Source organism: Micromonospora rubida, from assembly GCF_009908295.1.
GTDB classification, from domain to species: Bacteria; Actinomycetota; Actinomycetes; order Mycobacteriales; family Micromonosporaceae; genus Micromonospora; species Micromonospora rubida.
This window is the reverse complement of sequence record NZ_JAAALO010000001.1, coordinates 379,406-405,922: the sequence shown is the minus strand read 5'-3', so window position 1 is coordinate 405,922 and position 26,517 is coordinate 379,406. Positions and strand designations below refer to the sequence as shown.

The following is a 26,517-nucleotide window of genomic DNA, read 5'->3' as shown; positions in this document are numbered from 1 at the left end:
GTGACCCCCTCGGTTGCTGGTGATCCCTCCGGTACCCATGAGGTGAGCTGCGGAAACAGCCGTCACCCGGTCGGGTCGACCGCCTCCCGGGGGCGACGCGGGCGCGTCGATCCGCGTCAGGCCCCCAGCTCCCGGACGTGCCGAAGCCCGGGACGCCCGTCGAGCAGCACCTCGCAGGCCGGGACGAAACCGGTGCGCCGCAGCACCCCGAGCGAACCGGCGTTGTCCAGCGCGGCCGACGCGACCAGCCGGCGCAGCCCGTACCCGGCGCGGGCCAGCTCGATCACGCGGCGCACGCCGTCCGTCGCCACGCCCCGCCCAGCCGCCCGCTCGGCCACCCGGAACCCCAGCTCCGCGCTGCCGTCGGTGACGTCGACCAGGTTGAACCGGCCCAGCACGACCCCGTCGCCGTCGACCAGTACGTGGAAGTGGCACAGGCCGGCGGCCTGCTCCGCGAGCAGGCCCGCGTGTCGCACGTCGAAGCCGGCGAAGTAGTCGTCGCCCCGGTCCGGCACGGACCGGGCGAAGTACGCCCGGTTCTCCCGCTCGAAGCGGAGCAGCGCGTCGGCGTGCTGGACGTCGAGCCGCTGAAGCCCGGTCACCCGCGGCCTATCCGGCGGGCGGGAGAACTCGCGGAGCGGGAGCGTCATCGCCCCGCCTCCTGCCCGCCCCGGACGCGGATCCTCCTGCGGTCCCACGAACTTCTCGGCGGGCGTACGCCGCCCGGACCGGAACAGTTCGAGCGCCTGGTGCGGCGGCACGGCGGACGCCACGTACAGCACGGTCCCGTCGTGCGCGACGTAGATCGAACCGCCGCCCCGGACCGGGCGGACGACGAGCACCGCGTCGTCCTCCGGCAGCAGGTGGTGGACGAGTTCGGCGCCCGGCGCTATCCGGCCGAACAGTTCGGTGCCCCACTCGACCAGGCGCTGCGGCAGTTGCGCACGCCCCTGCGCCAGGCGCTGACGCAGCCACGGCGGCTGGTGCGTCTCCTCGCGGGGAAAGCACCGCTGCTCCGCCACGTACGCGGTGGGGTCGACGGGTTCTGACCACCACACCGGCTCGTCGTCGTGGTCGAACCGCATCGTCACGTCGCCCGTTGACGTCACGGTCAGCTCCAGGCCGAACCACGTACCCAGGCCCGGCCGGTAGGAGGCCCGCCGCGACGCGTGGAGCGCGTCGCGGAGCGCGGGGTCGTCCGGGGGGTGGATCTCCTCGCGCCGCTCGCCCCACGCCGTCCACCACCGGCAGCAGTCGACCGTCGCCAGGACGCCGGCGCGCATCGTGAGGCGGTCCGCTCCCGCCGGCAGCTCGCGGCGCACCAACCGCACGATCTCGCGCGCCGCCATCCGCTGCTCCTCGGTGTCGGCGTCGGCCGGGGCGGTGGTGCCGGGCGGCAGCGCGTCCGGCGTCGCCCCGGTGCCGCCGAACCGGCGCATGATCGATTCCTCCGACAGATCGGCGTGCCTGGCGAACCGCACGGCCCTGCCGCGCCCCGGGCCAAGGGGGAAGCGGGCCGACCGCTCACCGGACGCCTCGCGCCAGGACAGCACGAGCCCCGCCGGCCCGAGGTCGGTCAACGTGAAACCGTCCCGAAGCGGCTCGTCCGGGGACGGCCCTCGCTGTCCCCGTTCCACGGCGGCCCGCACCCAGCCGCCGATCTCCCCGATCAGGTAGCGGCGCGCGACCGTCAGCGACTCGGTGGACATCTGGGGGTGCCACGCCCCGCCACGGTCCTGCTTCTCCACCACGAAACAGCCGTCCCGCTCGACGATCCTGAGCAGGGTCTCCGCGTTACCGACCTCCAGCAACGCGTCGGGCGCGGGCCATACCGTGACCCGCGCCGGCTTGCCGAAGGCGCTCAGCCGGTCGTCATCGAGGTGTCCGATCATGGCCAGACCCTTCCCCGGCCACCGGGTCCTGTCAACGAGCGAAGTCATCGCCCGTGCCGCCCACACCTCGGCGCCACCGGTGTTCCAGGTGACGTGGCGCGCGGCGGTCCGACGCCGACCGACGTGGCGCACCTGGTGATGATGGTCGGCCTGGCCCGGTGACCGCACGGGTGGGGCCCGGCACGTGCGCGCCGGGCCCCACCACTGGTCGTGCGGTCAGTCGGTCACTTCACCACGTTGTACGCGTTGACCATGCCCGAGCCGTAGAACGCGTTGTAGTACTTCCCGCCGGAGCAGGTCGAGTCGTACGCGTGCGGGCCGGCCGCGATCAGCGGCACCGGGTTGTACACCGCGCCCGCCGGGCACGCCTGAGCCACCGACGTGAGCTGGAGGAACAGCGTCAGCTGCAGCGGCCCCATCCTCGGGTGGGCCGACAGCGCCAGGGCGGCGACGCCGGTCGCGTGCGGGGAGGACATCGAGGTGCCCTGCTTGTAGCCCCAGCCGTTGGTGCGGGTGGCGGTGTTGAAGGTGGTGGACAGGATGCCGTCGGCGATGGTCGACTGCGCGCCCTGGGTGCGGAACCGGGTGTCGCCGCCCGGGGCGGTCACCTCGACGACGCCCTTGCCGTACGACGAGTAGTAGCTCTTCTGCCCGGTCGGGCCGACCGCCGACACGGTCACCACGCCCGGCACCTCGGCCGGCAGGACGCGGCACTCGTTGCCCAGGTCCGGCCGGGTCTCGGGGGTGCCGTTGTTCGGGCTGCCGTCGTCGGTGATCTTGCCCGCGAGGTCCCAGTTCGAGTTACCGGCGGACGCCACGTTCAGCACGCCCTTGCTCTGCGAGTAGCGGATGGCCCGGTGGATCGCGGTCCACGCCGGACGCTGCCGCGGGTCGTTGCGGCAGTTCAGCTCCCACGGGTCGACGAAGTAGCTGTTGTTGGTCAGCTGCATGCCGTGATCGGCCGCCCAGATGAACCCGCAGACCGCGGACTCCGGGAAGATGAAGCCGTCGTCGTTGACCACCTTGACTGCGGCGACCTTGACGCCCGGGGCGATACCGGTGACGCCGACACCGTTGACGGCGGCGGCGATGGTGCCGGCGACGTGGGTGCCGTGGTCGGAGGAGGTCGGGTTCCAGGCCGCCTCGGTGGTGTCGACGACACCGCCGACGCAGGACGCGCTCTTGTCCTTGGCGATCTGGCCGGCCAGGTCGGGGTGGCTGCTGGAGATGCCGCTGTCCAGCACGCCGACGACCACGCTCGGGCGGCCGTTGTTGACCGCGTGGGCCTGCGGGACGCCGATCATCGGCATGTCCCACTGCTGGCCGTACATCGGCTCGGCGGTCGGGTCGCCCGTGGAGTTGACGACGTTGGCCGCCGGGACCTCCACGGTCTCGCCCTCTTCGAGGGCGGTACCGAGGCCGGCGGTGGAGGCCGCCGCCTCGACGCCGGCGCCCTTCACGTCCGTGGCGAAGTTCGGGTTGGTGGAGCGGGCGACGAGCACGCCGATCTGGTCGTAGCGGGCCACCACCGTGCCGTTGGCGGCGGCCACCCGGGCGGCGGCCCTGTCGGCCTTGCTGCCCAGTGGGGCGACGACGAGGTAGGTGGCGTCCGGGCCGGCGGCCGCCGCCGGGGCCAGTCCGCCGGTGAGGGCGAGACCGACGCCGAGCGTCACGGAGGACGCGGCGGCCAGGGTCTTGCGACGGAGGTTCTTCACACAGACTCCCAGGGGGCTGTTTCAGGCCGGTTCGCGCCCCTGGCGGAGGCGCGGCTCGGCGGGAAGCGGACGGGGCGCCCGCTTCCGGAACACAGCGTAGGAATTCGTCGCGGCGTTACAAACCTCCGTCCGGCCAAACAGGACCTGTCAGACGGTGGCAATGCAGGCCGTCCGGCGCGGACCCCTACTCGCCGGCGCGTTCGTGGCCGGCATTCCTTCGAGCCATAGGGGACAGGTGCAGCGTAGAGGGGTTCCGACCGGCAGAATGTCACCGGGCGTCGCCGGGGTGCCCGGCGGCGGGGTGTCGGTGCGACGCCGGCAACCGGCCGGCCGGAGGAGGCGGCGAGCGATGACGGTGGTCAGGGGCCTGCGGGAGGCGCTCGTGCTGTTCGTCATCGCGCTCGTGGCGGTGGCCGCCGCCGTGGGCGTGTGGACGGTGGTCGGCGGGGGCGACTTCGTCTTCCGGTTCGGTGTCGCGCTCATCGTGGTCGGCACCCTGCTCGGGCTGACCGGCGACCTGACCCTGAGCCGGATCGGCATGCTGCCGGCCCGGGCGACGTTCGGGCTCGCCCCGGAGCGCGAGGACGCGGGCGGCGGCCGGGTGCTCACCGGGGTCGGCATCTTCCTGTTCGTCTCGCTGCCGTTGATGGTCGTCGGCGTGACGCTGCTGTCCTGACCGTCCCCAACGTCCACACGTCCTGTCCGACCATCCGGCCACGGCGTGGCGGTGGCCACAGGCTCGGCTACGCTGACCGGACAACAGCGACAGTCGAGGAGTTTTCGTGTCAGAGGCCGGCGACGTCGGGGTCCGCAACGGGGAACGGGCGGAGCGCATCGACACCTCAGTGGCGCACAACGCCCGGGTGTGGAACTACTGGCTCGGCGGCAAGGACAACTTCGAGCCGGACCGCCGGGTCGGGGAGCACGTCCGCACCACGTTCCCGGTCATCCAGGAGGTCGCCCGGGCCGACCGACGCTTCCTCGCCCGCGCGGTGCGGCACCTGGCCGGCGAGGCGGGCGTCCGGCAGTTCCTCGACATCGGCACCGGCCTGCCCAGCGCCGACAACACCCACCAGGTCGCGCAGGCCGTCGCCCCCGACTCCCGGATCGTCTACGTCGACAACGACCCGATGGTGCTGGTGCACGCCCGGGCCCTGCTGACCAGCTCCGCCGAGGGTGCCACCGACTACCTGGAGGCCGACGTGCACGACCCGGCGTCGGTCCTCGCCGGCGCCGCCCGGACACTGGACCTCGACCGGCCGGTGGCGGTGATGATGCTGGGCATCCTCAACTTCGTGCTCGACACCGACGAGGCCGTGGCGATAGTCCGCCGGCTGATGGACGAGATGCCGCCGGGCAGCTTCCTGGCGCTCACCCACCCGACCGTCGAGCTGGGTGGCGAGGCGAACGTGCCGGCCATGAAGTTCTGGAACGAGAACGCCGCCCCGCCGATCCGGTCCCGCACCGCAGCCGAGATCACCCGGTTCCTCGACGGCCTGGAGCTGATCGATCCGGGGCTGGTGTCGTGCGGGCGGTGGCGGCCGGACGACGGGGAGGAGCCGGTCACCGTCCCGCAGTACGGCTGCGTGGCCCGCAAGCCCTGACCGCGGGCCCGATCCGCCGGGAGGCGGGTCAACCCACCGGAACGCTGAGCCGGGCGCGGGCTCACTCCCAGGGGCTCTGCGCGCCGTCGAACTCCTCGAAGACCAGCCAGGTCCGGGTCGACAGCACCCCGGAGATGCTCTGCACCCGGGCCAGCACCACGTCCCGCAGGGTGGCGTTGTCCGGTGCCCGGACCAGCGCGAGGACGTCGTGCTCGCCGCCGAGCAGGGCCGCGTGCTCGATGTAGCGCACCCGGGCCAGCTCGGCCGACACCTCCCGCCAGGTGTTCTGCTGGATGGTCAGCGCGATGTACGCCGAGGTGCCCAGCCCGGCCGGCTCCGGAGCGACCTGGGCCCGGAACCCGGTGATCACGCCGTCGCGCAGCAGCCGCTCCACCCGGGCGTACGCGTTGGTGCGGGAGACGTGCACCCGCTCCGCGAGCGTACGGATGGAGATTCGGCCGTCGCGGACCAACTCGTCGAGGATGCGCCGGTCGACCTCGTCCAGCGGCCCGGCCGAACGTCCCGCCCCGCCCGTTCCGCCCGGCTCCGGATTTGTCCCCTGGCTCACCTCAAGCCCTCCCCAGTGCCATTCGTCCTACGTTCATCGTGAATCTTGAGTCAATCATCCAACGGCAGGAGCATAGGGCCACCACACGTCCAGGAGGTCCCCGCCGTGACGAGCACACCCCAGGCGGTCCGCAGGGCATCCCCGCGCACCCGCCCACCGGCCAAGAAGCCCACCAAGGCCCCCGCCCGCGGGCAGGCGACGACCGACCCGACCGCCGGCCTGCTGCCACAGACGGAGCCGGTGCGACTGCTCGACCCCGACGGCACCCCGCTGCCGGCCCGCGCCGACTATCCCGAGCCGCCCGCCGAGGCGCTCCGCGAGCTGTACCGCCGAATGGTGGTCGGTCGCCGGTTCGACACCCAGGCCACCGCCCTGACCAAGCAGGGCCGGCTCGCCGTCTACCCCTCCTCGCGGGGCCAGGAGGCCTGCCAGGTCGGCGCCGTGCTCGCCGTCCGGGACACCGACTGGGTCTTCCCCACCTACCGCGAGTCGATGGCGCTGGTCTCCCGGGGCATCGACCCCGTCGAGGTGCTCACCCTGCTGCGCGGCGACTGGCACTGCGGGTACGACCCCGCGCAGCGGCACACCGCCCCGCAGTGCACGCCGCTGGCCACCCAGTGCGTGCACGCCGCCGGGCTCGCCTACGGGGAGGCCCACCAGGGGCGGGACACCGTCGCGCTGGCCTTCATCGGCGACGGCGCCACCAGCGAGGGCGACTTCCACGAGGGGATCAACTTCGCCGCCGTGTTCAAGGCCCCCGTCGTGTTCTTCGTGCAGAACAACAAGTACGCCATCAGCGTCCCGCTGTCCCGGCAGACCGCCGCGCCGTCGCTGGCGTACAAGGGCGTCGGGTACGGCGTGCCCAGCGAGCAGGTCGACGGCAACGACCCCGTCGCCGTGCTCGCCGTGCTGGCCCGCGCGGTCGAGCACGCCCGCGCCGGCCAGGGCCCGTTCCTGGTCGAGGCGCACACCTATCGGATGGAGCCGCACACCAACGCCGACGACGCCACCCGCTACCGCGACGGCGCCGAGGTCGACACCTGGCGCGACCGCGACCCGATCGCCCGGCTGGAGACGTACCTGCGCACGCGCGAGGTGCTCGACGACGCCGCGATCGCCGCGATCGCCGAGCAGGCCGAGGCGTACGCCGCCGACCTGCGCGAGCGGATGCACATCCAGCCGGAGGTCGACCCGCTCAGCCTCTTCGACCACGTCTACGCCGAGCCGACCCCGCAGCTCGTCGAGCAGCGCGAGCTGGTCCGCGCCGAACTGACCGCCGACCGGGAGTCCGAGGGGAACGGCTGATGGGCGCCACCACCATGGCGAAGGCGCTCAACGCCGCGCTCGCCGACGCGTTGGCCGACGACGAGCGGGTGCTCGTCTTCGGCGAGGACGTCGGCAAGCTCGGCGGCGTCTTCCGGATCACCGACGGGCTCCAGGCCCGGTTCGGCGACAGGCGCTGCTTCGACACCCCGCTCGCCGAGGCGGGCATCGTCGGCTTCGCCGTCGGCCTGGCCATGTCCGGGATGCGGCCGGTCGTGGAGATGCAGTTCGACGCGTTCGCGTACCCGGCGTTCGAGCAGATCGCCTCGCACGTGGCCAAGCTGCGCAACCGCACCCGGGGCGCGCTGAGCGTCCCCATGGTCATCCGGGTGCCGTACGCGGGCGGCATCGGCGGGGTCGAGCACCACTGCGACTCGTCCGAGGCGTACTACGCGCACACCCCGGGCCTGAAGGTGGTCACCCCGGCGACCGTCGACGACGCGTACTCGCTGCTGCGCGAGGCGATCGCCGACCCCGACCCGGTGGTCTTCATGGAGCCGAAGAAGCTCTACTTCTCCAGCGCCGAGGCCGAGCTGCCCACCCGCACCGAGCCGTTCGGCCGGGCCGTCGTGCGCCGCCCCGGCCGCGACGCCACCCTGATCGCGTACGGGCCGGCGGTGCCGGTCGCGCTGGAGGCCGCCGAGGCCGCCCGCGAGGAGGGCTGGGACCTGGAGGTGGTGGACGTGCGCACCATCGTCCCGCTCGACGACGCCACCATCGCCGCCTCCGTGCGCAGGACCGGCCGGTGCGTGGTGATCCAGGAGGCGCAGGGCTTCGCCGGGGTCGGCGCCGAGATCGCCGCCCGGGTGCAGGAGCGCTGCTTCCACGCCCTGCACGCCCCGGTGCTGCGGGTGTCCGGGCTGGACATCCCGTACCCGGCGCCGATGCTGGAGCACACCCACCTGCCCGGGGTGGACCGGGTGCTCGACACGGTGGCCCGGCTCCAGTGGGACGACCGGCCCGACCCGCGCTGGCTGGCCCAGGGCAGCGCGGCATGACCACCGTCGACCGTACCCAGGTCTTCCTCCTGCCGGACCTGGGCGAAGGGCTGGCCGAGGCGGAGATCGTCGAGTGGCGGGTCGCCGTGGGCGACACCGTGACCGTGGACCAGACCGTCGTCGAGGTGGAGACCGCCAAGGCGGTCGTGGACGTGCCCTGCCCGTACGCCGGCCTGGTCGTGGCCCTGCACGGCGCGGCCGGCGAGATGCGCCCGGTCGGCCAGCCACTGATCACCATCGCGCCGCCCGCCGGCGTCGGCGGCGAGCCCGCCGAGCACGCCGCCTACCGGGAGGAGGAGCGCGCCGGCTCCGGCAACGTCCTCATCGGGTACGGCACCGGGCACGGCGGGACGGGCCGGCGGCGTCGTCGCCCCCGCCTCGCGATCGCCCCGGAACCGCCGGCCGCAACCCCGGCCGTGGCCCCGGCCGCAACCCCGGCCGTCACTCCGGCCGTGGCCCCGGCTGTGGCTCTCGCGCTCGCCCCGGTGGCGGGCACCGGGACCGGGTCGGCGCTGGTCATCTCGCCGATCGTCCGGAGGCTGGCCCGCGAGCACGGCATCGACCCGGCCACCCTGCGGGGCACCGGCCCCGGCGGGGTGGTCCGCCGGGTCGACGTCGAGGCGGCCCTCGCCGCCCAGGCCACCCCGCTCGCCCAGGCCACCCCGCTCGCCCAGGCCACCCCGCTCGCCCAGGCCACCCCGCTCGCCCAGACCACCCCACTCGACCTGGCCCCCCGGCTCGCCCCGGTGTCGGCCCGGCCCGAGCCCGTCCGGGCGGCCGGCGACGAGGACCTCGTCATCCCGCTCACCGGCATCCGCAAGGCGATCGCCGACAAGCTCTCCCGCAGCCGGCGGGAGATCCCCGAGGTGACCATCTGGGTCGACGCGGACGCCACCGCGCTGGTGCAGACCCGGCGGGCGATCAACGCCGCGACGCCGGACCAGCCGGTGAGCATCCTGGCCCTGCTGGCCCGGATCTGCCTCAGCGGCCTGCGCCGGTTCCCGCAGCTCAACGCGCACGTCGACACCGAGGGGCAGCGGATCGTCCAGTCCCGTGGGGTGCACCTGGGCATCGCCGCGCAGACCGACCGGGGCCTGCTGGTCCCGGTGCTGCGCGACGCCCAGCTGCTCACCACCCGGGAGCTGTCCGTGGCCCTCGCCGAGACCACCGCCGCGGCCCGGGCCGGCGCACTGCCCCCGGCCCGCCTCACCGGCGGCACCTTCACCCTCAACAACTACGGGGTGTTCGGGGTCGACGGCTCCACCCCGATCATCAACCACCCGGAGGCCGCACTGCTCGGGGTGGGCCGGATCGTGGACAAGCCGTGGGTGGTCGACGGGCAGCTCGCCGTACGAAAGGTGACGCAGCTCAGCCTCACCTTCGACCACCGGGTCTGCGACGGCGCGGTGGCCGGGGGCTTCCTGCGGCACGTCGCCGACTGCGTCGAACAGCCAGCCCTGCTGGTGGCGAACGTCTGACCGCGCCGGTCCTGGCGCGCCGTCCTTCGGGTGCGTCTCTTGCTGCCCTGGCGACAAGAGGTGCACCCGAAGGCGCGGCGGGGCGACGATCGCCGGCTACGCCCTCGGTGGCGCCTGCGCCTGCGGCGGCGCGGGGCCCGCGCACGCGGGCTGCCGGTGACGGCGCCGGCCGGGTCGGGCACCGGATCGGCGCCGGACCACGGCCGGGCTCGGCCGCGGCAGTCGGCCCGGTCGGGTTCGGTCCGGTTCGGTCCGGTTCGGTCCGCACGCAGGGCCCCGGCACAGTCGCGTCGCCGCGACGCCGCCCCGTGTCGCCCGTGCCGCCCCGTGCACCGGGCAGTCGGGTGGCGGCGGCCTGACGATTACGCCCGCACCCGGTCGGGGACCTGCCCTTCAGCCCCTATGGAGCTGCCCCGTCTACGCGCCCGCTCCATCGGTAGCACAAACGGGGCAGCTCCATAGGGGCCAACGGAGGATAGGCCGCCCCGGCGGAGGCCGTTCGGGTGACGGCCGTCCGGGCGAAGGCCACCCCGGGTGAAGGCCGTCCCGGCAGGGCCGATGATGTCGGCAGCGGGCGCATCCCCTGGGGCCCGGCCAAGCCGGAGACCCTCACGACTCCGCCGAGGCCCGGGGTCCGCACGCGAACCCGTCGGTCCCCGCATTCGGCGCGCCTTGTCGCGAACCACCTCGCCCGGGCGACGACGTCCTTTCCGGCGAAAATAGGTGTCCGAGCCCTGCCGGCATACTGCCCCGACAATTCCGTCAACTCGTCACGGCGGGGAATATCGCGCGCGATCCGGTAAATAGTGGCCTCGCGGGTGCGATGAGGGAACTGTTTCCCCGATCTGAGCGCAATCTTGACTGAGGCGCCGGGACAGCGGCGGCACCATTCCGTTTTCCGGCGCGGAGGCCGGGAAAACGGTGCCGTCGGCGGCCGCGTCCCGGTCGTCCGTGGCGGTACGGGTGCGAGCCGCGCCGTCGACCGCCCGTCTGTTCGCCGTCCGAGAGGAGAGCGCAGTGCCGTTCCAGGGAGTGCCGGTCAAGGTCCGGGACCGTCGTCCCGCCGTCGCCGGAGCGCCGCTGCACTGCGACGCCACCGAGTACGGGCTGTGCGGTGACGGGGTGACCAACGATCAGCCAGCGCTGGCCGCGCTGGTGGACCGCCTCGGTTCCGGGTACGCCGCCGACGGTCGGGCCCGGGTGATCTATTGCCCGCCCGGCATCTACTCCATCCGGGACGCGGGCACGGTGTGGCGCAGCGGGGTGTCGCTGATCGGGGCTGGACCGGGCGCGACCCGGTTCCTGCTGAGCAACGAGGGCAACCGCGTCGAGCCGACGCCGCTGGCCTTCTGGACCGCCGTCCAACACGGTGCCGACCGCGACCGGCACATCGCCGACTGCACCTTCGCCGACTTCGAGATCGACGGCTCCGGCGTGGGCTTGGCCGAGTACAACTACCTGGCCAAGGGGCTCGGCCTCCAGTACGTGGTGCGCGGGAGGTTCCGGAACCTCTACATCCACCACACCGCCGCGACGGGGCTCGGCTGCGACTTCCTCCAGGACAGCCTGATTGAGGGGGTCGTGGCGGTCGGCTGCGGTCGGCTGGACAACGGCGAGGAGATGGGCGGCGCCGGGATCGGCGTCGGCATCGGCGGCTGGGGCACCGTGGAGCGGCTCACCATCGCCAACTGCACCACGCTGGGCAACGGCACCAACGGCATCTTCCTGGAGCTGCAGAAGCCCTACTGGCCGCCCCCGCGTGGCTACCGGATCATCGGCTGCCACAGCCAGGGCAACCGGTTCGGCATCTCCGACTGGGGCGCCGACGGGCTGATCGTCTCCGCCTGCACCATGATCGGCAACCTGGAGGCTGGCTTCGACGTCTCCGCCGAGGGGACGTCCGGCATCGCCGGCCGGGGCGGCCTGCTGACCGACTGCGTCATCGACGGCAACGTCCGCGACGGCGTCAGCATGGGCAACACCCCCGGCCCGTACACGATCCGGGGTAACCGGATCAGCGGGAACGGGGCGTACGGGTACCACGGGCACGATCTGGGCCACGGCTACGAGGGCGCGGCCATGGACGTGGTCATCGACAGCAACGACTTTTGGGGCAACGGCCTGGACGGCATCCGGGTCGACCGCCCAATGGTCGACGCCGTGCTGCTCAACAACCGGATCCGCAACAACGGCCGGCAGTGCGTCGACGAGTACCGGGGCAGCGGGGAGTTTGTCCGCTACGACGCCCAGTCGCTGATCGACCGGGCAGCGGACTGGCCGCACGACGGGCACCGGGGCAAGGTGCTGCGGGTGGACAGGGGGGTCGCCGTGGTCGCTGCGAACGACGGCAACGAGCTCAGCCTCGCCCCGGTCCGCCCCGACGCCTACAGTGCGTGGAGCGGCGACACCCCCCTGCCCGGTGCCGCGTACGAGCTGCCGGCTGCGCCGGAGTGCCGGGCCGGGATCACGATCAACGCGCCGTTCGACTCCGCCACCGTCCGGGGCAACCGGATCTGGGACAACCACGACAGGCGTACGCAGACCCACGGGCTGTGGATCACCGAGCGGGGCAGTTGCGTCGCCTGCCGGGTGGAGGACAACGACCTGGCCGGCAACGCCGTGGCCCCCACCCGGCTGGACACCCCGCCGGTCGGCGGCCGGTGGGACCGCAACCACGGTGACCAGGATTGGGACTGCTGACCGCCGGTGGACGGTTCCGGTCGGGTGCACGGCGGGGCGAACCGGTCGTCCGGGGTGAGCCGGCCGAACCGTGACACCGGGTCCTGTCAGGTCGGCGGGAACACTTTCGCCCCGGTGTTGCCGAAACTGCCGAAAAATGTTTCACGTAAATCCAGGAAAGATGCGTCGCGCCTCCCGTCGGGCCGTACAGAATGTGGCCAAGGGGAAATGGGAATGGGGTGCGGAATATGAACGTGAGGCGGCGATTGACGCTATTTGCGGTAACCATCGCAGCTGCGCCGCTGGTCATCGGCGGGTGCACCGCCGAGCGGAAGGCAGCCGGGGAGTCGGCGCCACCGCCCGCGGTCGAGCTGACGCCCGCAGACCGGGCCCGGGACGTCCCGATCAGCGCCGAGGTGGGCACCAGCGTGACGAACGGGAAGATCAGCTCCGTCCGGCTCACCGACGACAAGGGGCGGCAGCTGGGCGGCGAGCCCCGGAACGACGGGTCGAGCTGGGTGCCCAGCGGGCCCCTGGTGAACGGGCGGACGTACACCGCCGAGGTGACGGCGACCGGGGACGGGGGGCGGACGTCCACCCGGAAGACCACCTTCACCACGGCGTCGAAGCCGACGAAGCCGGCGATCACCAGCACCCTCTACTTCGCGGGCAACCAGACGTACGGCACCGCGATGCCGGTGACGGTGGCCTTCGAGCCGGCCGTGCCGAAGGAGGCACGGGCGGCGGTGCAGAAGCGGCTGTTCGTCAAGACCGATCCGCCGCAGCCGGGCACCTGGTCGTGGTTGGAGGACGGCAGCCAGGTGTACTACCGGGCACCCGACTTCTGGCGGCCGGGCACCGCGATCAGCGTCCGGGCGGCGCTGGAGGGGCTGCCGATCGGCAAGGAGCGGATGGGTGACGCCGACCGCAAGGCCACCTCGAAGATCGGGCGACAGGTCGCCGTCGACATCGACAACGCCACGAAGCAGATGTCGGTGTTCCGGGACGGCAAGCTGGTCCGCCGCATCCCGGTCAGCCTCGGCAAGCCGAGCACGCCCAGCTCCAGCGGCAAGATGGTGATCATGGAGAAGCACGAGCGGACGACGTTCGACACCCGCGGCGAGCCCGACGGCGGATACGTGGTCGACGTCGACGACGCGCAGCGGCTCACCTGGGGCGGTGAGTTCATCCACTCGGCGCCGTGGTCCGAGGGCGACCAGGGCTACACCAACGTCTCCCATGGCTGCGCCAACGTCTCCGCCACGGCGGCCGACTGGCTGATGGAAAACACCCAGGTGGGCGACCTGGTGACCGTCAAGGGCACCGAGGTGCCGCTGCAGGCCGGCAACGGCTGGACGGCCTGGAACGTCGGCTGGGACGAGTTCGCGAAGGGCAGCGCGTTGCCCGTGCCGGCCGGGCTGCGGCCCAGCCCGCACGCGGCGCAGCATCCCGGCGCGGTGGCCGGCGGCAGCTCGCCCGCACCGGCCCCCTCGGCCAGCGGCGGCTGACACGGGAGGAACGACCGCCGGACCGGTCCGCCACCGCACGGTGGCGGACCGGTCGCCGTCCTCACCGGGTACCCCCCCCGTCGCCCACCGCACAGGGGACGCCTCCGGTCGGCCCTCAGCCGACAGGGAAACGCCCCCCGGTCGGCCCTCAGGTGAGCGGCACCCGGGCCACGCCCGAGCCGACCAGGCTGCCGAGCCAGAGCCGGTCGCCGTGCTGACGTACGCCGGTGATCATCCAGTAGGCGCCGCGCGGGCCGTGCAGGGTCCGCAGCACCGTGCCCGCGCCGTCGACCAGCGCGACCAGCCCGTAGCGGCGCGGCTGCGGCCGGACCGCGTCGGGCAGCAGCGCCACCAGCTGCCGCAGCCGCGGGTGCGGCAGCAGCCGCTCCACGGCCGGCAGCCGAGGGCTGGGCAGGGCGATCCAGTACGTCCCGTCGCCGACCGCGGACAGATTGTCCGGGTACGCGGGCAGGTCCGTCAGCACGGTGGCCGCCCCGCCGGGCAGGTCGATCCGTAGCAGCCGGTGGGTGGTCGTCTCCACCAGGATCAGCGCGGCCTCGTCCGGGGTGAGCGCGATTCCGTTGGGGAAGTAGAAACCGCTCGCCACCACCTCGGTGCGCCCGGTGCCCGGGGCGTACGCCAGCACCCGCCCGTTGGGGCGGTGTTCGAGCAGGTCGTGCTTCCAGTGCGAGAGCGGGAACCGGTCGGAGGAATCGGTGAAGTAGATCGTGCCGTCCCGGGCGACGGTGGCGTTGTTTGCCAGGTGTACCGGCGGGGCGGTGCCCGTCAGCTCCCGTACCGTCCCGTCCGGGGTGACCCGCAGCAGCCCCCGGTAGGCGTCGCAGACGACGAGGCTACCGTCGCGCGGGTCGACTTCGATGCCGAGCGGCCGGCCTCCGGTCTCGGTCAGCAGTTGGGAGCGGGTGCCCGCGGGCGCGTCCGCCGGCCACCACCAGAGTCGGCCGTCCTCGTCGCCGCTGACCACCCGGCCGTCCGGGTCGACCACGACGTCCTCGGGGCCGTGCGCGCCCTCGGCCAGCGGCAGCAGCTCCGCGTCGTCGAGCCGCAGGTCGGTCGCCTCCCACGGCCCGTTCAACGGGGGCGGCACGGTGGCCGGCTCGCGGACGGGCCGGATGGGCCGGGGCACACGGGTGCGGGGTACGACCATCGGGTCATTGTCGCCCGCCCGCGCCGCCGGCCCGGTCCCCGCCGCGCGTGTCGTGCGGGGCCGCCCGCCCGCACCCCGACGGTCGCCGGGCCCGCCCGGCCCGCCCGCGAGCCGTACCCGGTCGGCCGGTGCCACCGGGTGCCCGGCGTTGCCGTATCTCCTGCTCAGGGTGGACCCGGAGTGACTCGGGGTCAGACCCTGGATGTACCCGGAGTCACCCCTTGGCAGGGTGGAATTGTCGGGGGGTGGGGCTAGATTCGTGGTCATGGAGCAGCGCAGCGATCGGTTCCACGTGCAGGTCAGCGTGGGGGACCACGCGGTGGAGATGAGGGCGACCGGCGAGGTCGACATCGCCACCGTCGGCCTGCTGCGCACCGCGCTGTGGGCCGCCCCGGCCCGGCCGCTGCTGCGGCTCGACATCTCCGGCGTCCGGCTGCTCTCGGCGGCCGGGGTCCGGGCGCTGATCGCCGCGCACCGACGGGTCCGCGCCCGCGGCGGGGAGCTGGTGCTCGTCGACCCGGCCCCGGTGGTCGCCCGGGTGCTGCACGTCACCGGCCTGGACCGCGTCATCCCCGTCCGGGACGGCGCCGCCGCCTCGACCGCCGTCGCCCTGCCTGCGGCAGCGCCGCGTGTGCTGGCACCGCTCGCCCTCACCCCGGCGGGGGAGTCGTCGGCGCGACCGGATCCGGCGGTCACCCTGCCGGAGCCGGCCGCGCTCGGGTCGCTGGCCCGCGCCCTGGGGTCGCTGGTGCCCGTGGCGGAGGCGTCCTCCGCACCCATGCTGGCCTGCGTCTGACGGCCTGCCGTCGGGTGGGGCCGCCGGCACCGGCCGACGACCCCACCCGGGTCAGCGGACGCCGAGCAGGTCGACGACGAACACCAGGGTCTCGCCGGGCTTGATGAGGCCGCCGGCGCCCTGGTTGCCGTACCCGAGGTGCGGCGGGATGGTGAGCTTGCGCCGGCCGCCGACCCGCATGCCGACCACGCCCTGATCCCAGCCGGCGATGACCCTCCCGCCGCCCAGCGGGAACTCGAACGCCTCGCCGTGGTTCCAGGACGCGTCGAACTCGCGGCCCGTGGAGTGGGCCACCCCCACGTAGTGCACGGTGGCCCGCTGACCGGGCTGGGCCTCCGGGCCCTCGCCGACCGTGAGGTCCTCGATGACGAGATCGGCGGGCGGCGCGCCCTCGATCGGGCCAACCTGGGGCTTGTCCATGTCGTACGCCTCCTGCTCGGTGCTGCGGCTAACTGCGGTCGCCGTCGATCCTGCCGGATCGCGATCTGCCGATGCCCGGCGGTCCCGCGCCCGGCGGTCCCGACATGCGTCGGCGGGCGCCACCGGGAAGGTGGCGCCCGCCGGGGCCGTGCTCGTCCGACTAGATCAGCCAGGGGAACCGCTGGACGATGGGCAGCCGCTTCCAGGCCCGGCCGAGGCCGAAGGTGTCGCCCGCGCCGAGCAGGGCGAGGACTGCCAGGACCGCGGCGTAGATGAGGTGGTCGTCCATGAAGGGGTTGTTCTCGGGAGGCAGGACGGCCGTCCACATCATCACCAGCAGCAGGCCACCGGCGACGGCGGCGATCCGCATCCCGATGCCGAGGATCAGGGCCACGCCGATGGCGGCCAGGCCCGCCATGAACAGCCAGTCCGCCCAGGCCGCGCCGGCGATCTCGGTGTAGAACCCCTTGAACGGGCCGGCCGTGCCGAAGGCCAGGAAGCCCTTGGTGGGGCTGCCCCCCTCGATCCAGGCGTTCTTCGCCTCGGTGCTGTGGCCGAGGCCGAACATCTTGTCCAAAAAGGCCCAGAGGAAGGTCCAGCCCAGGGCGATCCGAATTCCGGCCAGGACGTATCGGGTGGCCTTCTGCCGGGTGGTCTCGCCCGATGGGGCGATGGTGTTGGCGGTGGTCCGCTCGATCGTCGCGGCCATGGTCTCCACGTCCCTTCCTGTGCCTCGCACCGCATTCCCGGTGGCAGTTCTATTGGACATCGTCACCGACGTCCCGGTCAGGGCCGATGGGTCCGCTTCCGACCGGGACCTTGGACCCCGATCCACTCGGTCCGGTCGGCCTTCCCCGCCGGGCCTTCCCCCCGTCGGCTTCGTCCGACCGTAGTTGATGATCGCGTAACCGCAACCGCAACCGATGGGACCGGGAGACCGGTGAGCGCGCCGGCTGCCGGTCCGTAGGGGGTCAGCCGGGGTGGGACACCGGCCGGTCGAGCTGCCCGGCCAGCAGCGCCTCCGCGTCGGCCTTGCGGCTCAGTCTGCTGGCGGTCCCGACGCCGGGAAACACAACGGTTCGGTGCCCCACGATCCGGTCACCCTGAGCCGATGCGCTTGCTCAACGAGCTGCTCGACCGCCCGCAGGAGGAGCGGGACAATCTGGTCGCCCCGTCGCTACCCGACGGGCACCTCGGCCGTCTCGGGGGCCAGCCGGGCCACCGGCACGCCCTCCTGGGCGGCCCACCCGACGGCGTGCCGGACGTCGGCCACGGGCAGCGGCCGTCGGGCCGTCACGGTGACCGCCGCGTGCACCGCGAACGCGACGAACGGGTACGACCGGACCAGGCCGCCGACCGCCTCGTGCACCTGACCGGCCACCATCACCGCCTGCTCCTCGGTCAGCGCCGGCAGCAACAGCAGGTACTCCTGGTCCGACAGGCGTACGGCCCGGTCCACCGGGCGCAGCGGCGCGGTCACCGCCCCGATCACCGCCTGCGCCTCGCGGGCCGCGCTGCGCCGGCCGAAGCGCTCCGGCGCGCCGGCCGGCTCGTCCACCCGGACGCCGATCAGCGCCACCGGCAGCGTGCCCGACGCGGTGATCCCGTCCGCGCCCGTCCACCGCCGCATCCCCGGCTCGTCGAGCAGCGGGGCGGCGCCCTCGGCGGCTCCCGCCTCGGCGCCCCGGCCGTGGTCACCCGGCCCCGACCCGGTCGCCCAGCGGTTCCGGGCCGCCCGCTCGGCGCGGGAGAACATCAGCCGCAGTGCCGCCTCGCCGCGTGTCTCGCCGGGCGTCGAGGGCAGATCGCGTACCCGGGCCAGCACGTCGTCCACGGCCGCGCGGACCGGGTCGGGAAGCCGGTCGGCGAACCGGTCGCGCAGCCGCAGGACCTGGTGCAGCGCCTCGTCGCGGCGGAAACACCACTGGCCGTCGAAGAGCCGGCCGGCCTCCAGCGTGGCCGCCGGCTCCACCTCCGCCCGGTCGTACGCGACCAGCGCCGCGCCGAACCGGGGGGTCAGCGCGAGCACGCTCCACTCCCGCGCGAGGTCCTCGGTCTCCTCCAGGGCCACCGCGTACGCGCCGTCGGGGAGCCCCGAAGGACGCTGCCCGACCACGCCCACCACCGTCACCGCCCCCGAGGCGGCGATCCGCTCGTAGACCGCCCGTTCCCGGTCGAGGTACGGCATCCGCTGGAAGAGCGCGATGACCACCAGCGGCCCGTCCTCGGCGGTGGCCAGGGCGGCGCACTCGATGGCGTGGGAGACGGCGACGAGGCTGCGCTTGGTCATGAGTTCCGGGGGCCGTCCACTGTGCAGCACCCGCTGAGCCTAGAGAATCGGACCATGGACCGCTTCCGCCGGCCCCGCCCCGCCGGCGCCGTGGCGGGAGCGTCCGGGGGGCGTACCCGGGCCGACCGGCGGCCGGGCGCAGGCCGCACCGGCGAGGTGGGAATCGTGATCGACGGCCTAGACTCGGGCCGGTCGACGGCCCGACGGATGGACAAGGCGGATGACGAGTACCGGTAGTGACGACGGCTCCCTGCTGCGCCCCGTCGCGGCGTCGACCGGCCGTGGCCCGGCCCTCGCCCGGGGCGGCCAGGTGGTGTACGCCGCCCGTCGGCTCGGCGAGCTGCTGCACGGCCGCCCGCCGGGGGTCACCGGCCACCAGTGGAGCTCGGCCGGCCGGGAGTGCTTCGACCACGTGGTGTGCGCCGCACCTACTGGTTACCCGCTGTTCGCCGTCGAGGTCGGGCCGCCGGTGCCGCCCGGGTCGCCGGCCCAGCGCGCCGAGCGGATGAAGGACGCCGTGTGCGCGGCGGTCGGCCTGGCGGTGCTGCGAATCGCCTCGCCCACCCTGCGCGCCGCCGACCATGGCCGGCGGATCGTCGAGTACGTCATCGACGCGCGCACCTACGCCGACGCCGTCCGGTCCGACCCGGGACACACCGAACCCGGGGAGGCCACGCCGGTCGCCTTCCGGGACATCGTCGGCCGGCTGCCGGACGGGCGTAGCGGGCACGTCAACGACCTCGGTGCCCTGGCCCGGGCGGCAGCCGTGGAGGCCTACGTCTCCCGTCGGCTGGTCGACCCGATCGTTCGGGGCCTGCACGTGTGCTGGGCGGACGGCGCGGCCGAGGGCTGGAGCTGGGTCGAGGTGCGTCCCGGTCGGTGCCTGGTGGAACGGGTGCGGGTGTCAGAACACCGCCTCTCCTGCGGGGTGGAGCCGGGGCGGCTCGCCGAGGATCTCGCCGCCGTGGCGGTGGGCGAGCGGCTGCGTGGCCTCGACGGCGACGAGCCGGAGCTGGTGGCCCGCGAGCAGCTCGACGGGGACATCCGCCGGCTGCGGGCACGCCGTGACGAAATGCGGAACGGCTTCGGTTTCGATCACCTCTGCGCGGACTGACGCCCCCTGGAGCAGGGCGATTGCGAGGTCGGGCGGGAGCGCTTCGATCGGGAGGTCTGGGGGCCTGGCGTGGGCGCCGCTCGTTGTCGTATGCCTCGTCGCCAGCCGTCCACGGCACCGACCGCGCCCCGCCCACGGCATCGACCGCCTTGCCCACAGCTCTGCCCGGCCACGGTCCCCGGGCCGACCAGGGACCGCACCCGCGACAACGCAATGACCCTGCTTCCCCGGAAGGCCGCTCCCGCAGAATTCCCATATCCGGGTCGAACCTTCGCGGCACGGCCTCGACTCCAGCGGAAATGGACAGGATCTCTCTCGCCACCGCGTCTGCGGGCGTGGCTGCTGACGGTGCGGAAAGCACATCGTCGACGACCAGCGACATGTGCCCGCACGGCCGCAGCGATCCGCACCGAGGCGTCCCACCCGAATTGATCGGTCCGGCGGGGCCACGTGGCGGCCACCGGATCGAGAAGGGGAGCAATTCGACGCGCAGGTCCGCCCGGGCACGCCGTAGGCCGGTATCGGCGGAGCAGGAGGCTGCTGGCCGTTGTCGGCTCGCTCGCGGCCTTCGGCGGAATCGGCAACAAGTGCGGTCAGCACGGCGGGAACAACGGCGGCGGCCAGAACGGAGGCGGCGAGAACGGCGGCTGGTAGCGGGCTGGAGGTCCTCGCGAAGGGCTGCGGTAACAACCGCTTCAGCCGTACGACGGCTTTCAGATCGGTAATCGCTGCGTCAGCACCTCGTTCGGCGGGGCCGGCGCGGCGGCCAACAACCCGTCGCTGCTGATCCCCAGTTCTCGAAGCGGGTTCAGCGTTGTCAGGCGCTTCAGCTGACGGACGCCCCCGAAACCTGGTGCGGGACCGGCTTCTCGCCACCGGTCAGGCGGCGCGCAGCCGGGCCGTGATCATCCGGATCCGCGGCCTGCCGCAGCCCGGAGCCGCCCAGCGCGAGCCCGGAGCCGCCCAGCGCGCGGTCCGGGCCGATGGCGCCCGCACCGCATCGCGATGGCGGAACGGGCCGACCGGACCCCGCCTTCGACGTGTGCGGGTCCAGGTCAACTGAGTCACACGGCGCCGCCGCCGCCCGTCGGGAAGATCCGGGGTCGCCCGGGGGCGATCGCCCCCGGGCGACCCGTCACGCGGTCCGGGCACCGGCGGGGCCGGTGCCTGCGGGGCCGGACCGGTGGACGTGGGACGGCGCGGGTGGCCGTCACCTCGGCGGACCGGCGGTTCGGTACGGCGGGAAGAGCCGACGCCGATCGGCCGGGTGCGCTGACCGGCCGGGGGACGGCCAAGTAGCTGGCCGGCCGGGTCGCGGGGCGGCTCGGCTCGGCTCGGCTCCGGAGCCGGCCGGTGCCGTGGAAATGCGACCGGAAAGGGGCCAGTGGGTGTTGGCCGCCACGGCGTGACCGGGATCCTCGGATCGCGGCCCCGCCGTGGGATCAGCGGTTCTTGTAGGCCTCGACGACCGACACCGGGATGCGCCCGCGGTCGGAAATCTCGTGGCCGTTGTTGGCGGCCCATTCCCGGATGGCCCGGTTCTGCTCGCGGTCCATTCCGGAGACCGGGGCCCTTCCGGGGCGGCGGGCGGTCCGGCCGGTCTCGACCGGGCCCCGACCGATGCGCCGGCCGGCGTTGATGTAGGGGTCGAGCGCTTTGCGTAGGGTGCCGGCGTTCTCGTCGGAGACATCGATGGTGTACGCCACGCCGTCCAGGCTGAACTCGACGGTCCGATCCGCCTTCCCGCCGTCGAGGTCATCAGTCAGAACGGTGATTACTTTCCGAGCCATCGCCAATTACTCCTTGTGTGGGACGGGGTGTGCTAAGAGTTTGACGTATCAACTGGCAATTCCGCAAGAATATGCCCGGTTCTGCATTCGGCGAGTCGAGTTACGTGGGTTGGAATCCCGCTCGGCCGGTGGAATTTGCTGGTGCCGCTCAAGCGGTTGAGCAGGCCCGAGGCCCGGCGGGACAGGCCTCCCGATTCGGCCCGACACCGTGGCCGGCGCGGCGGCGGTGTTGTCGTCATCCGCCACGCCTTCCCTTCGGCAGCAGGCGGTTTCCCGAAGATCTCGCGGGTGCCGGCCCGGCCGCGATCGGGTGCGGGGATTGGCGTCGCTCCTCGTCGGACGCCCCGCGTCGGCGCGGGGGACCCGCTCCCGGGACCTGCGCCGGTGCCGCCCCGACCGGCCGCGTGAGTGTCCTGAGTCACGCTTCGGAACAAGGGGAACGCTTTGTTACTTGAGTGAGTCAGGCTCAACCCGACGCGATAGTAGGTGTTCGATGGCAACTCTTCCGGTACTTCCACTGACCGACGCCGTCCTGCTGCCCGGCATGGTCATCCCGGTGACCCTCGACCCGACCACCCAGGCGGCCGTCGACGCGGCCCGCGCCACCGGCGACAAGCAACTCCTCGCCGTGCCCCGCATCGACGGCGAGTACGGCCCCGTCGGCACGGTCGCCACCATCGAGAAGGTGGGCCGACTGCCCAGCGGCGAGCCGGCCGCCGTGGTCCGGGGGCTGTCCCGGGCCCGGATCGGCTCCGGCGTACCCGGACCCGGCGCCGCCCTCTGGGTCGAAGCCACCGAACTGCCCGAAACCGTCCCCACCGGCCGGGCCCGGGAACTCGCCCGCGAGTACCGCGCCCTGATGACGTCCGTGCTCCAGCAGCGCGGCGCGTGGCAGGTCGTCGACGCCATGGAGCGGATGACCGACCTCTCCGAGTTGGCCGACGCGGCCGGCTACGCTCCCTGGCTCACGCTGGCGCAGAAGACCGAACTGCTCACCGCGCCGGACGTCACCGCCCGGCTGGAACTGCTCGTCGGCTGGGTGAAGGACCACCTGGCCGAGCAGGAGGTCACCGAGCAGATCAACAGCGACGTCCGCGAGGGGCTGGAGAAGTCCCAGCGGGAGTTCCTGCTCCGCCAGCAGCTCGCCGCCATCCGCAAGGAGCTCGGCGAGGACGAGCCCGACGGCTCCGCCGACTACCGGGCCCGGGTCGAGTCCGCCGAGCTGCCCGAGAAGGTCCGCGAGGCGGCGCTGCGCGAGGTCGGCAAGCTGGAGCGGGCCAGCGACGCCTCCCCGGAGGCGGGCTGGATCCGCACCTGGCTGGACACGGTGCTGGAGATGCCGTGGAACACGCGTACCGAGGACAACACCGACCTGGCCGCGGCCCGCGCCGTGCTCGACGCCGACCACGCCGGCCTGGCCGACGTGAAGGACCGCGTCCTGGAGTACCTCGCGGTGCGCAACCGGCGGGCCGAGCGCAACCTCGGGGTGGTCGGCGGGCGTGGCTCCGGCGCGGTGCTCGCCCTCGCCGGCCCTCCCGGCGTCGGCAAGACCAGCCTCGGGGAGTCCGTCGCCCGGGCGCTCGGCCGCAACTTCGTCCGGGTCTCCCTCGGCGGCGTACGCGACGAGGCGGAGATCCGGGGCCACCGCCGCACGTACGTCGGCGCGCTGCCCGGCCGGATCGTCCGCGCGCTGCGTGAGGCCGGCTCGATGAACCCGGTCGTGCTCCTCGACGAGGTCGACAAGCTCGCGGTCGGCTACGCCGGCGACCCGGCCGCCGCCCTGCTGGAGGTGCTCGACCCGGCGCAGAACCACACCTTCCGCGACCACTACCTGGAGGTCGACCTCGACCTGTCCGACGTGCTGTTCCTGGCCACCGCCAACGTGGTGGAGACCATCCCCGGCCCACTGCTGGACCGGATGGAACTGGTCACCCTGGACGGCTACACCGAGGAGGAGAAGGTCGCCATCGCCCGCGACCACCTGCTGCCCCGGCAGCGGGAGCGGGCCGGCCTGACCGCCGAGGAGGTCACCATCGCCGACGACGCGCTCGCCCGGATCGCGGGGGAGCACACCCGGGAGGCCGGCGTCCGGCAGTTGGAGCGGGCGCTGGCGAAGATCCTGCGCAAGGTCGCGGTCGCCCTGGCGGCCGATCCGACGCCCGTCCGGGTGGGCACCGACAACCTGGCCCGCTACCTGGGCCGGCCCAGGTTCACCCCCGAGTCGGCGGAGCGGACGGCGGTGCCCGGCGTGTCCACCGGCCTCGCGGTCACCGGCGCGGGCGGGGACGTGCTCTTCATCGAGGCCACCAGCATGGAGGGCGAGCCGGGGCTGACCCTCACCGGTCAGCTCGGCGACGTGATGAAGGAGTCCGCGCACATCGCGCTGTCGTACCTGCGCTCCAACGGGCGTCGGCTCGGCATCGACCCGAACGCCCTCGCCGGGCGGCGGATCCACCTGCACGTTCCGGCGGGCGCGGTGCCCAAGGACGGGCCGAGCGCCGGCATCACGATGGTGACGGCGCTGGCCTCGCTGGTGACCGGCCGGCCGGTGCGGCCCGAGTTCGGGATGACCGGCGAGGTGACGCTCTCCGGCCGGGTGCTGCCCATCGGCGGGGTGAAGCAGAAGCTGCTCGCGGCGCACCGGGCCGGTCTGACCGAGGTGATCATCCCGGCCCGCAACGAGCCGGACCTGGACGACCTGCCCACCGAGGTACGGGAGGCGCTGACCGTGCACACCCTCGCCGACGTCGCCGACGTGCTCGCCCTGGCGCTGCGCCCGGCCGACGCCGACACCCTCACCGGCCCCACCCTGACGGCCGCCTGAGGGGCGACAGAGGTCCCCTGTCATCGCTTCACGCGGCGGGGGACCTCTGTCAACGCGGGCCCGGCCAAGGCGGTCAAGTAAATTACCCGCCCGGGTGGGCGGCAGCCCTTCGGAGGCACCCTCATGAACACCGTCCTGTGGATCCTGCAGATCCTGCTCGCTGTGGTCTTCGCCGTGGGCGGGCTGACCAAGGTGGCCCAACCCAAGGCGAAGCTGCGCGAGCGGATGGGCTGGGTGGAGGGCGTGCCCGAGCCCGCCGTGAAGACGCTCGGCGCACTCGAGGTGCTCGCCGCCGTCGGCCTGATCCTGCCGGCCGTCACCGGCATCGCCACTGTGCTGACCCCGCTGGCCGCCGTGGGCGCGGCGATCGTGATGGCCGGCGCCGTCGTCGTGCACGCCCGGGCCAAGGAGTACCCGGGCGCGGCGTTCACCGCCGTGCTGCTGGTCGCGGCGCTCGTCGTCGCCTGGGGCAGGTTCGGCTCATACGCGTTCTGACCTGACCCGGCCGCCCCGCGTCGCGGCGGATCAACTCGGCGTCGGTGACCTGGCGGTGCCCTGGAACGCGGGGGCCGCGATGGTCACCGACGCCGATTCGATCAAGAGGTCAGGGGCGGTCGCGGTCCCGGCGTACCGTCGTCTTGCGGCCCTTGATGGTGCTGCCGCGCAGCGCGGCGATCACCTCGTCGACCGCGCTGTTCGGGACCTCCACCAGCGAGAACCGGTCGGCGATCTCGATCGAGCCGATGTCCCGGCCGCTCACCCGGGTCTCTCCGGTGATCGCCCCCACCAGGTCCTGCGGGCGCACCCCGGCGCGTCGGCCCAGCCCGATGAACACCTGCGTGGCGCTCCCCGACCGGGGCCGGGCCGGGCGACGGTCGCCGCCGCGCCCCTCGTACCCCGGGCGGGTCTCCCGCTGCGGGCGGACCGCGACCTGGGGGATCTCCTCCTCGTCGTCGTCCGAACCCGGCGAGGCGGCCTCGTGGGCCAGCTTCACCGCGGCGAGGGCGACCTCCATCAGGTCGAACTCGTCCGACAGCGACTCCACGATCACCCGGAACGGATCCAGGTCGTCCTCCAGCAGCGACTCCCGCAGCGCCGCCTGGGTCAGCTCCAGCCGTCGGGTGCGCAGGTCGGCCGCCGTCGGGATCTTGTCGATCGCGATCCGCTGCCCGGTCACCCGCTCGATGGTCTTGAGCATCCGGTGCTCGCGCGGCTCGGCGAGGGTGATCGCCACGCCCTCCCGGCCGGCCCGGCCCACCCGACCGATCCGGTGCACGTACGACTCCGGGGCCGACGGCACGTCGTAGTTGACCACGTGGGTGAGCTGCTCGACGTCCAGGCCCCGGGCCGCCACGTCGGTGGCCACCAGCAGGTCGGCGGTGCCGGCGCGCAGTCGTCCCATCACCCGGTCCCGCTGCTCCTGGCTCATCCCGCCGTGCAGCGCCTCGGCCCGGTAGCCCCGGCCGTTCATCGTCTCGGTGAGCCGGTCCACCTCCTCGCGGCTGCGGCAGAACACGATCGCCGCGGTCGGCGACTCCACGTCCAGCACCCGGCCCAGCGCCGCCGGCTTGTGTGCCCGCGCCACGATGTACGCGCTCTGCCGGACCAGGGGCGCCTCGCCGGCCACCGGCTGCTCCCGGCCGATCTGGATGCGCACCGGGTCGGTCAGGTGCTGGCGGGCCATCCCGTCGATGCGCGACGGCATGGTCGCCGAGAACAGCACCGTCTGCCGCTGCGCCGGGGCGTGCTCCAGGATCGCCTCGATGTCCTCGGCGAAGCCCATGTCGAGCATCTCGTCGGCCTCGTCGAGCACCACCGTGGCCAGCTCACCCAGCCGCAGGGTGCCCCGGGCGATGTGGTCCAGCGCCCGCCCCGGGGTGGCCACCACCACGTCCACGCCCAGGTCCAGGGCGCGTAGCTGTCGGCCGATCGGCTGCCCGCCGTAGATCGGCAGCACCCGGGTGCCGAGGTCCTTGCCGTACCGGTGGAACGCCTCGGAGACCTGCACCGCCAGCTCCCGGGTGGGCACCAGCACCAGCGCCACCGGGTCCCCGCCGGGGCGCCGGTCCGGCAGTCCCTGCAACAGTGGCAGCGCGAACGCGGCGGTCTTGCCCGTGCCGGTGGCCGCCTGGCCCAGCAGGTCCCGACCGGCCAGCAGGGGAGGGATGGCCTCCCGTTGGATCGGGGTCGGCTCCTCGTAGCCGAGGGCGGAGAGGGCGCCGAGCAGTTCGGCGCGCAACCCGAGATCCGTGAAGGCGGTCGCCTCGTCGGTGCTGGGCGTGGCGGTCGGGTCGGTCGGTGTTGGTGCGGAGCTCATGGGACAAGCCTTTCATCACCCCTCGAGGCGTGC

The 26,517-nt window shown here is 73.6% G+C and carries 20 protein-coding genes and 1 pseudogene; 12 read left to right on the top strand and 9 right to left on the bottom strand.

Features of this window, described 5'->3' with window-relative positions; genetic code table 11:
• Positions 1-116: 116 nt before the first annotated feature.
• A complete protein-coding gene (locus tag GVV04_RS32615) occupies positions 117-1,892 on the bottom strand; it encodes a GNAT family N-acetyltransferase (RefSeq protein WP_235965530.1) in 1,776 nt (591 codons plus the stop codon).
• A gap of 224 nt (positions 1,893-2,116) precedes the next feature.
• Complete coding sequence (locus GVV04_RS01690; protein WP_161683954.1) at positions 2,117-3,607, bottom strand: S8 family peptidase; 1,491 nt, start codon at positions 3,605-3,607, stop codon at positions 2,117-2,119.
• Positions 3,608-3,956: 349 nt separating this feature from the next.
• On the opposite strand from GVV04_RS01690, the gene GVV04_RS01685 reads away from it, so the two are divergent.
• Together GVV04_RS01685 and GVV04_RS01680 are read left to right on the top strand one after the other, a co-directional pair.
• Positions 3,957-4,283 carry a hypothetical protein gene (locus tag GVV04_RS01685; RefSeq protein WP_161683953.1) on the top strand — a complete coding sequence of 109 codons (327 nt, stop codon included), beginning with the start codon at positions 3,957-3,959 and terminating at the stop codon, positions 4,281-4,283.
• Between the two features lie 106 nt (positions 4,284-4,389).
• Positions 4,390-5,211: an SAM-dependent methyltransferase gene (locus GVV04_RS01680; protein WP_161683952.1), complete on the top strand. Its 822-nt coding sequence runs from the start codon at positions 4,390-4,392 to the stop codon at positions 5,209-5,211.
• Positions 5,212-5,272: 61 nt separating this feature from the next.
• On the opposite strand, the gene GVV04_RS01675 is transcribed toward GVV04_RS01680, so the two are convergent.
• The gene (locus GVV04_RS01675) at positions 5,273-5,716 is read right to left on the bottom strand and encodes an Lrp/AsnC family transcriptional regulator (protein WP_201752889.1); all 444 of its coding nucleotides are present in this window, start codon (positions 5,714-5,716) and stop codon (positions 5,273-5,275) included.
• A 135-nt stretch (positions 5,717-5,851) separates the two neighbouring features.
• On the opposite strand from GVV04_RS01675, the gene pdhA reads away from it, so the two are divergent.
• The 5 genes from pdhA (at position 5,852) to GVV04_RS01650 (ending at position 13,765) form a co-directional block, all read left to right on the top strand.
• Positions 5,852-7,084 carry a pyruvate dehydrogenase (acetyl-transferring) E1 component subunit alpha gene (gene pdhA, locus GVV04_RS01670; protein ID WP_161684596.1) on the top strand — a complete coding sequence of 411 codons (1,233 nt, stop codon included), beginning with the start codon at positions 5,852-5,854 and terminating at the stop codon, positions 7,082-7,084.
• Positions 7,084-8,100, top strand: coding sequence for an alpha-ketoacid dehydrogenase subunit beta (locus GVV04_RS01665; RefSeq protein ID WP_161683950.1), 1,017 nt, complete (start codon positions 7,084-7,086; stop codon positions 8,098-8,100). The genes pdhA and GVV04_RS01665 overlap by 1 nt, the downstream gene beginning before the upstream one ends.
• Positions 8,097-9,578: a dihydrolipoamide acetyltransferase family protein gene (locus tag GVV04_RS01660; RefSeq protein WP_161683949.1), complete on the top strand. Its 1,482-nt coding sequence runs from the start codon at positions 8,097-8,099 to the stop codon at positions 9,576-9,578. Before GVV04_RS01665 ends, GVV04_RS01660 begins: the two co-directional genes overlap by 4 nt.
• Positions 9,579-10,595: 1,017 nt before the next feature.
• Positions 10,596-12,278 (top strand): right-handed parallel beta-helix repeat-containing protein, encoded by a 1,683-nt coding sequence (locus GVV04_RS01655; protein ID WP_161683948.1) that lies wholly within the window; start codon positions 10,596-10,598, stop codon positions 12,276-12,278.
• Between the two features lie 227 nt (positions 12,279-12,505).
• Complete coding sequence (locus GVV04_RS01650; RefSeq protein ID WP_161683947.1) at positions 12,506-13,765, top strand: L,D-transpeptidase; 1,260 nt, start codon at positions 12,506-12,508, stop codon at positions 13,763-13,765.
• 148 nt (positions 13,766-13,913) lie between these two features.
• Here the strand turns inward: GVV04_RS01650 and GVV04_RS01645 are convergent, their stop codons facing one another.
• Complete coding sequence (locus tag GVV04_RS01645) at positions 13,914-14,933, bottom strand: SMP-30/gluconolactonase/LRE family protein (protein WP_161683946.1); 1,020 nt, start codon at positions 14,931-14,933, stop codon at positions 13,914-13,916.
• 265 nt (positions 14,934-15,198) lie between these two features.
• Between GVV04_RS01645 and GVV04_RS34225 the strand changes: the two are divergent.
• Positions 15,199-15,510: pseudogene (locus GVV04_RS34225) on the top strand (STAS domain-containing protein); the annotation flags it as partial.
• Positions 15,511-15,780: 270 nt separating this feature from the next.
• Here the strand turns inward: GVV04_RS34225 and GVV04_RS01635 are convergent.
• The 3 genes from GVV04_RS01635 to GVV04_RS01625 form a co-directional block, all read right to left on the bottom strand.
• Positions 15,781-16,149 carry an FKBP-type peptidyl-prolyl cis-trans isomerase gene (locus GVV04_RS01635; protein ID WP_161683944.1) on the bottom strand — a complete coding sequence of 123 codons (369 nt, stop codon included), beginning with the start codon at positions 16,147-16,149 and terminating at the stop codon, positions 15,781-15,783.
• A gap of 160 nt (positions 16,150-16,309) precedes the next feature.
• Entirely contained in the window at positions 16,310-16,867 is a 558-nt protein-coding gene (locus tag GVV04_RS01630; RefSeq protein ID WP_328822152.1) for a hypothetical protein, read from the bottom strand.
• Between the two features lie 459 nt (positions 16,868-17,326).
• Positions 17,327-18,469 (bottom strand): DICT sensory domain-containing protein, encoded by a 1,143-nt coding sequence (locus tag GVV04_RS01625; protein WP_328822151.1) that lies wholly within the window; start codon positions 18,467-18,469, stop codon positions 17,327-17,329.
• 24 nt (positions 18,470-18,493) lie between these two features.
• Here GVV04_RS01625 and GVV04_RS01620 point away from each other — a divergent pair, with 24 nt between their 5' ends.
• Together GVV04_RS01620 and GVV04_RS01615 are read left to right on the top strand one after the other, a co-directional pair.
• Positions 18,494-18,676: a hypothetical protein gene (locus tag GVV04_RS01620; protein WP_161683943.1), complete on the top strand. Its 183-nt coding sequence runs from the start codon at positions 18,494-18,496 to the stop codon at positions 18,674-18,676.
• Positions 18,660-19,553, top strand: a complete 894-nt coding sequence (locus GVV04_RS01615; RefSeq protein WP_161683942.1) for a PDDEXK family nuclease — start codon at positions 18,660-18,662, stop codon at positions 19,551-19,553. Before GVV04_RS01620 ends, GVV04_RS01615 begins: the two co-directional genes overlap by 17 nt.
• Positions 19,554-20,995: 1,442 nt before the next feature.
• Here the strand turns inward: GVV04_RS01615 and GVV04_RS01610 are convergent.
• Positions 20,996-21,343 (bottom strand): histone-like nucleoid-structuring protein Lsr2, encoded by a 348-nt coding sequence (locus GVV04_RS01610; protein WP_161683941.1) that lies wholly within the window; start codon positions 21,341-21,343, stop codon positions 20,996-20,998.
• A 493-nt stretch (positions 21,344-21,836) separates the two neighbouring features.
• Here GVV04_RS01610 and lon point away from each other — a divergent pair, with 493 nt between their 5' ends.
• Both lon and GVV04_RS01600 read left to right on the top strand, forming a co-directional pair.
• Positions 21,837-24,167, top strand: coding sequence for an endopeptidase La (gene lon, locus GVV04_RS01605; RefSeq protein WP_161683940.1), 2,331 nt, complete (start codon positions 21,837-21,839; stop codon positions 24,165-24,167).
• A gap of 123 nt (positions 24,168-24,290) precedes the next feature.
• Positions 24,291-24,662, top strand: a complete 372-nt coding sequence (locus tag GVV04_RS01600) for a DoxX family protein (protein ID WP_161683939.1) — start codon at positions 24,291-24,293, stop codon at positions 24,660-24,662.
• Between the two features lie 109 nt (positions 24,663-24,771).
• On the opposite strand, the gene GVV04_RS01595 is transcribed toward GVV04_RS01600, so the two are convergent.
• Positions 24,772-26,484, bottom strand: coding sequence for a DEAD/DEAH box helicase (locus tag GVV04_RS01595; protein WP_161683938.1), 1,713 nt, complete (start codon positions 26,482-26,484; stop codon positions 24,772-24,774).
• Positions 26,485-26,517 lie beyond the last annotated feature (33 nt).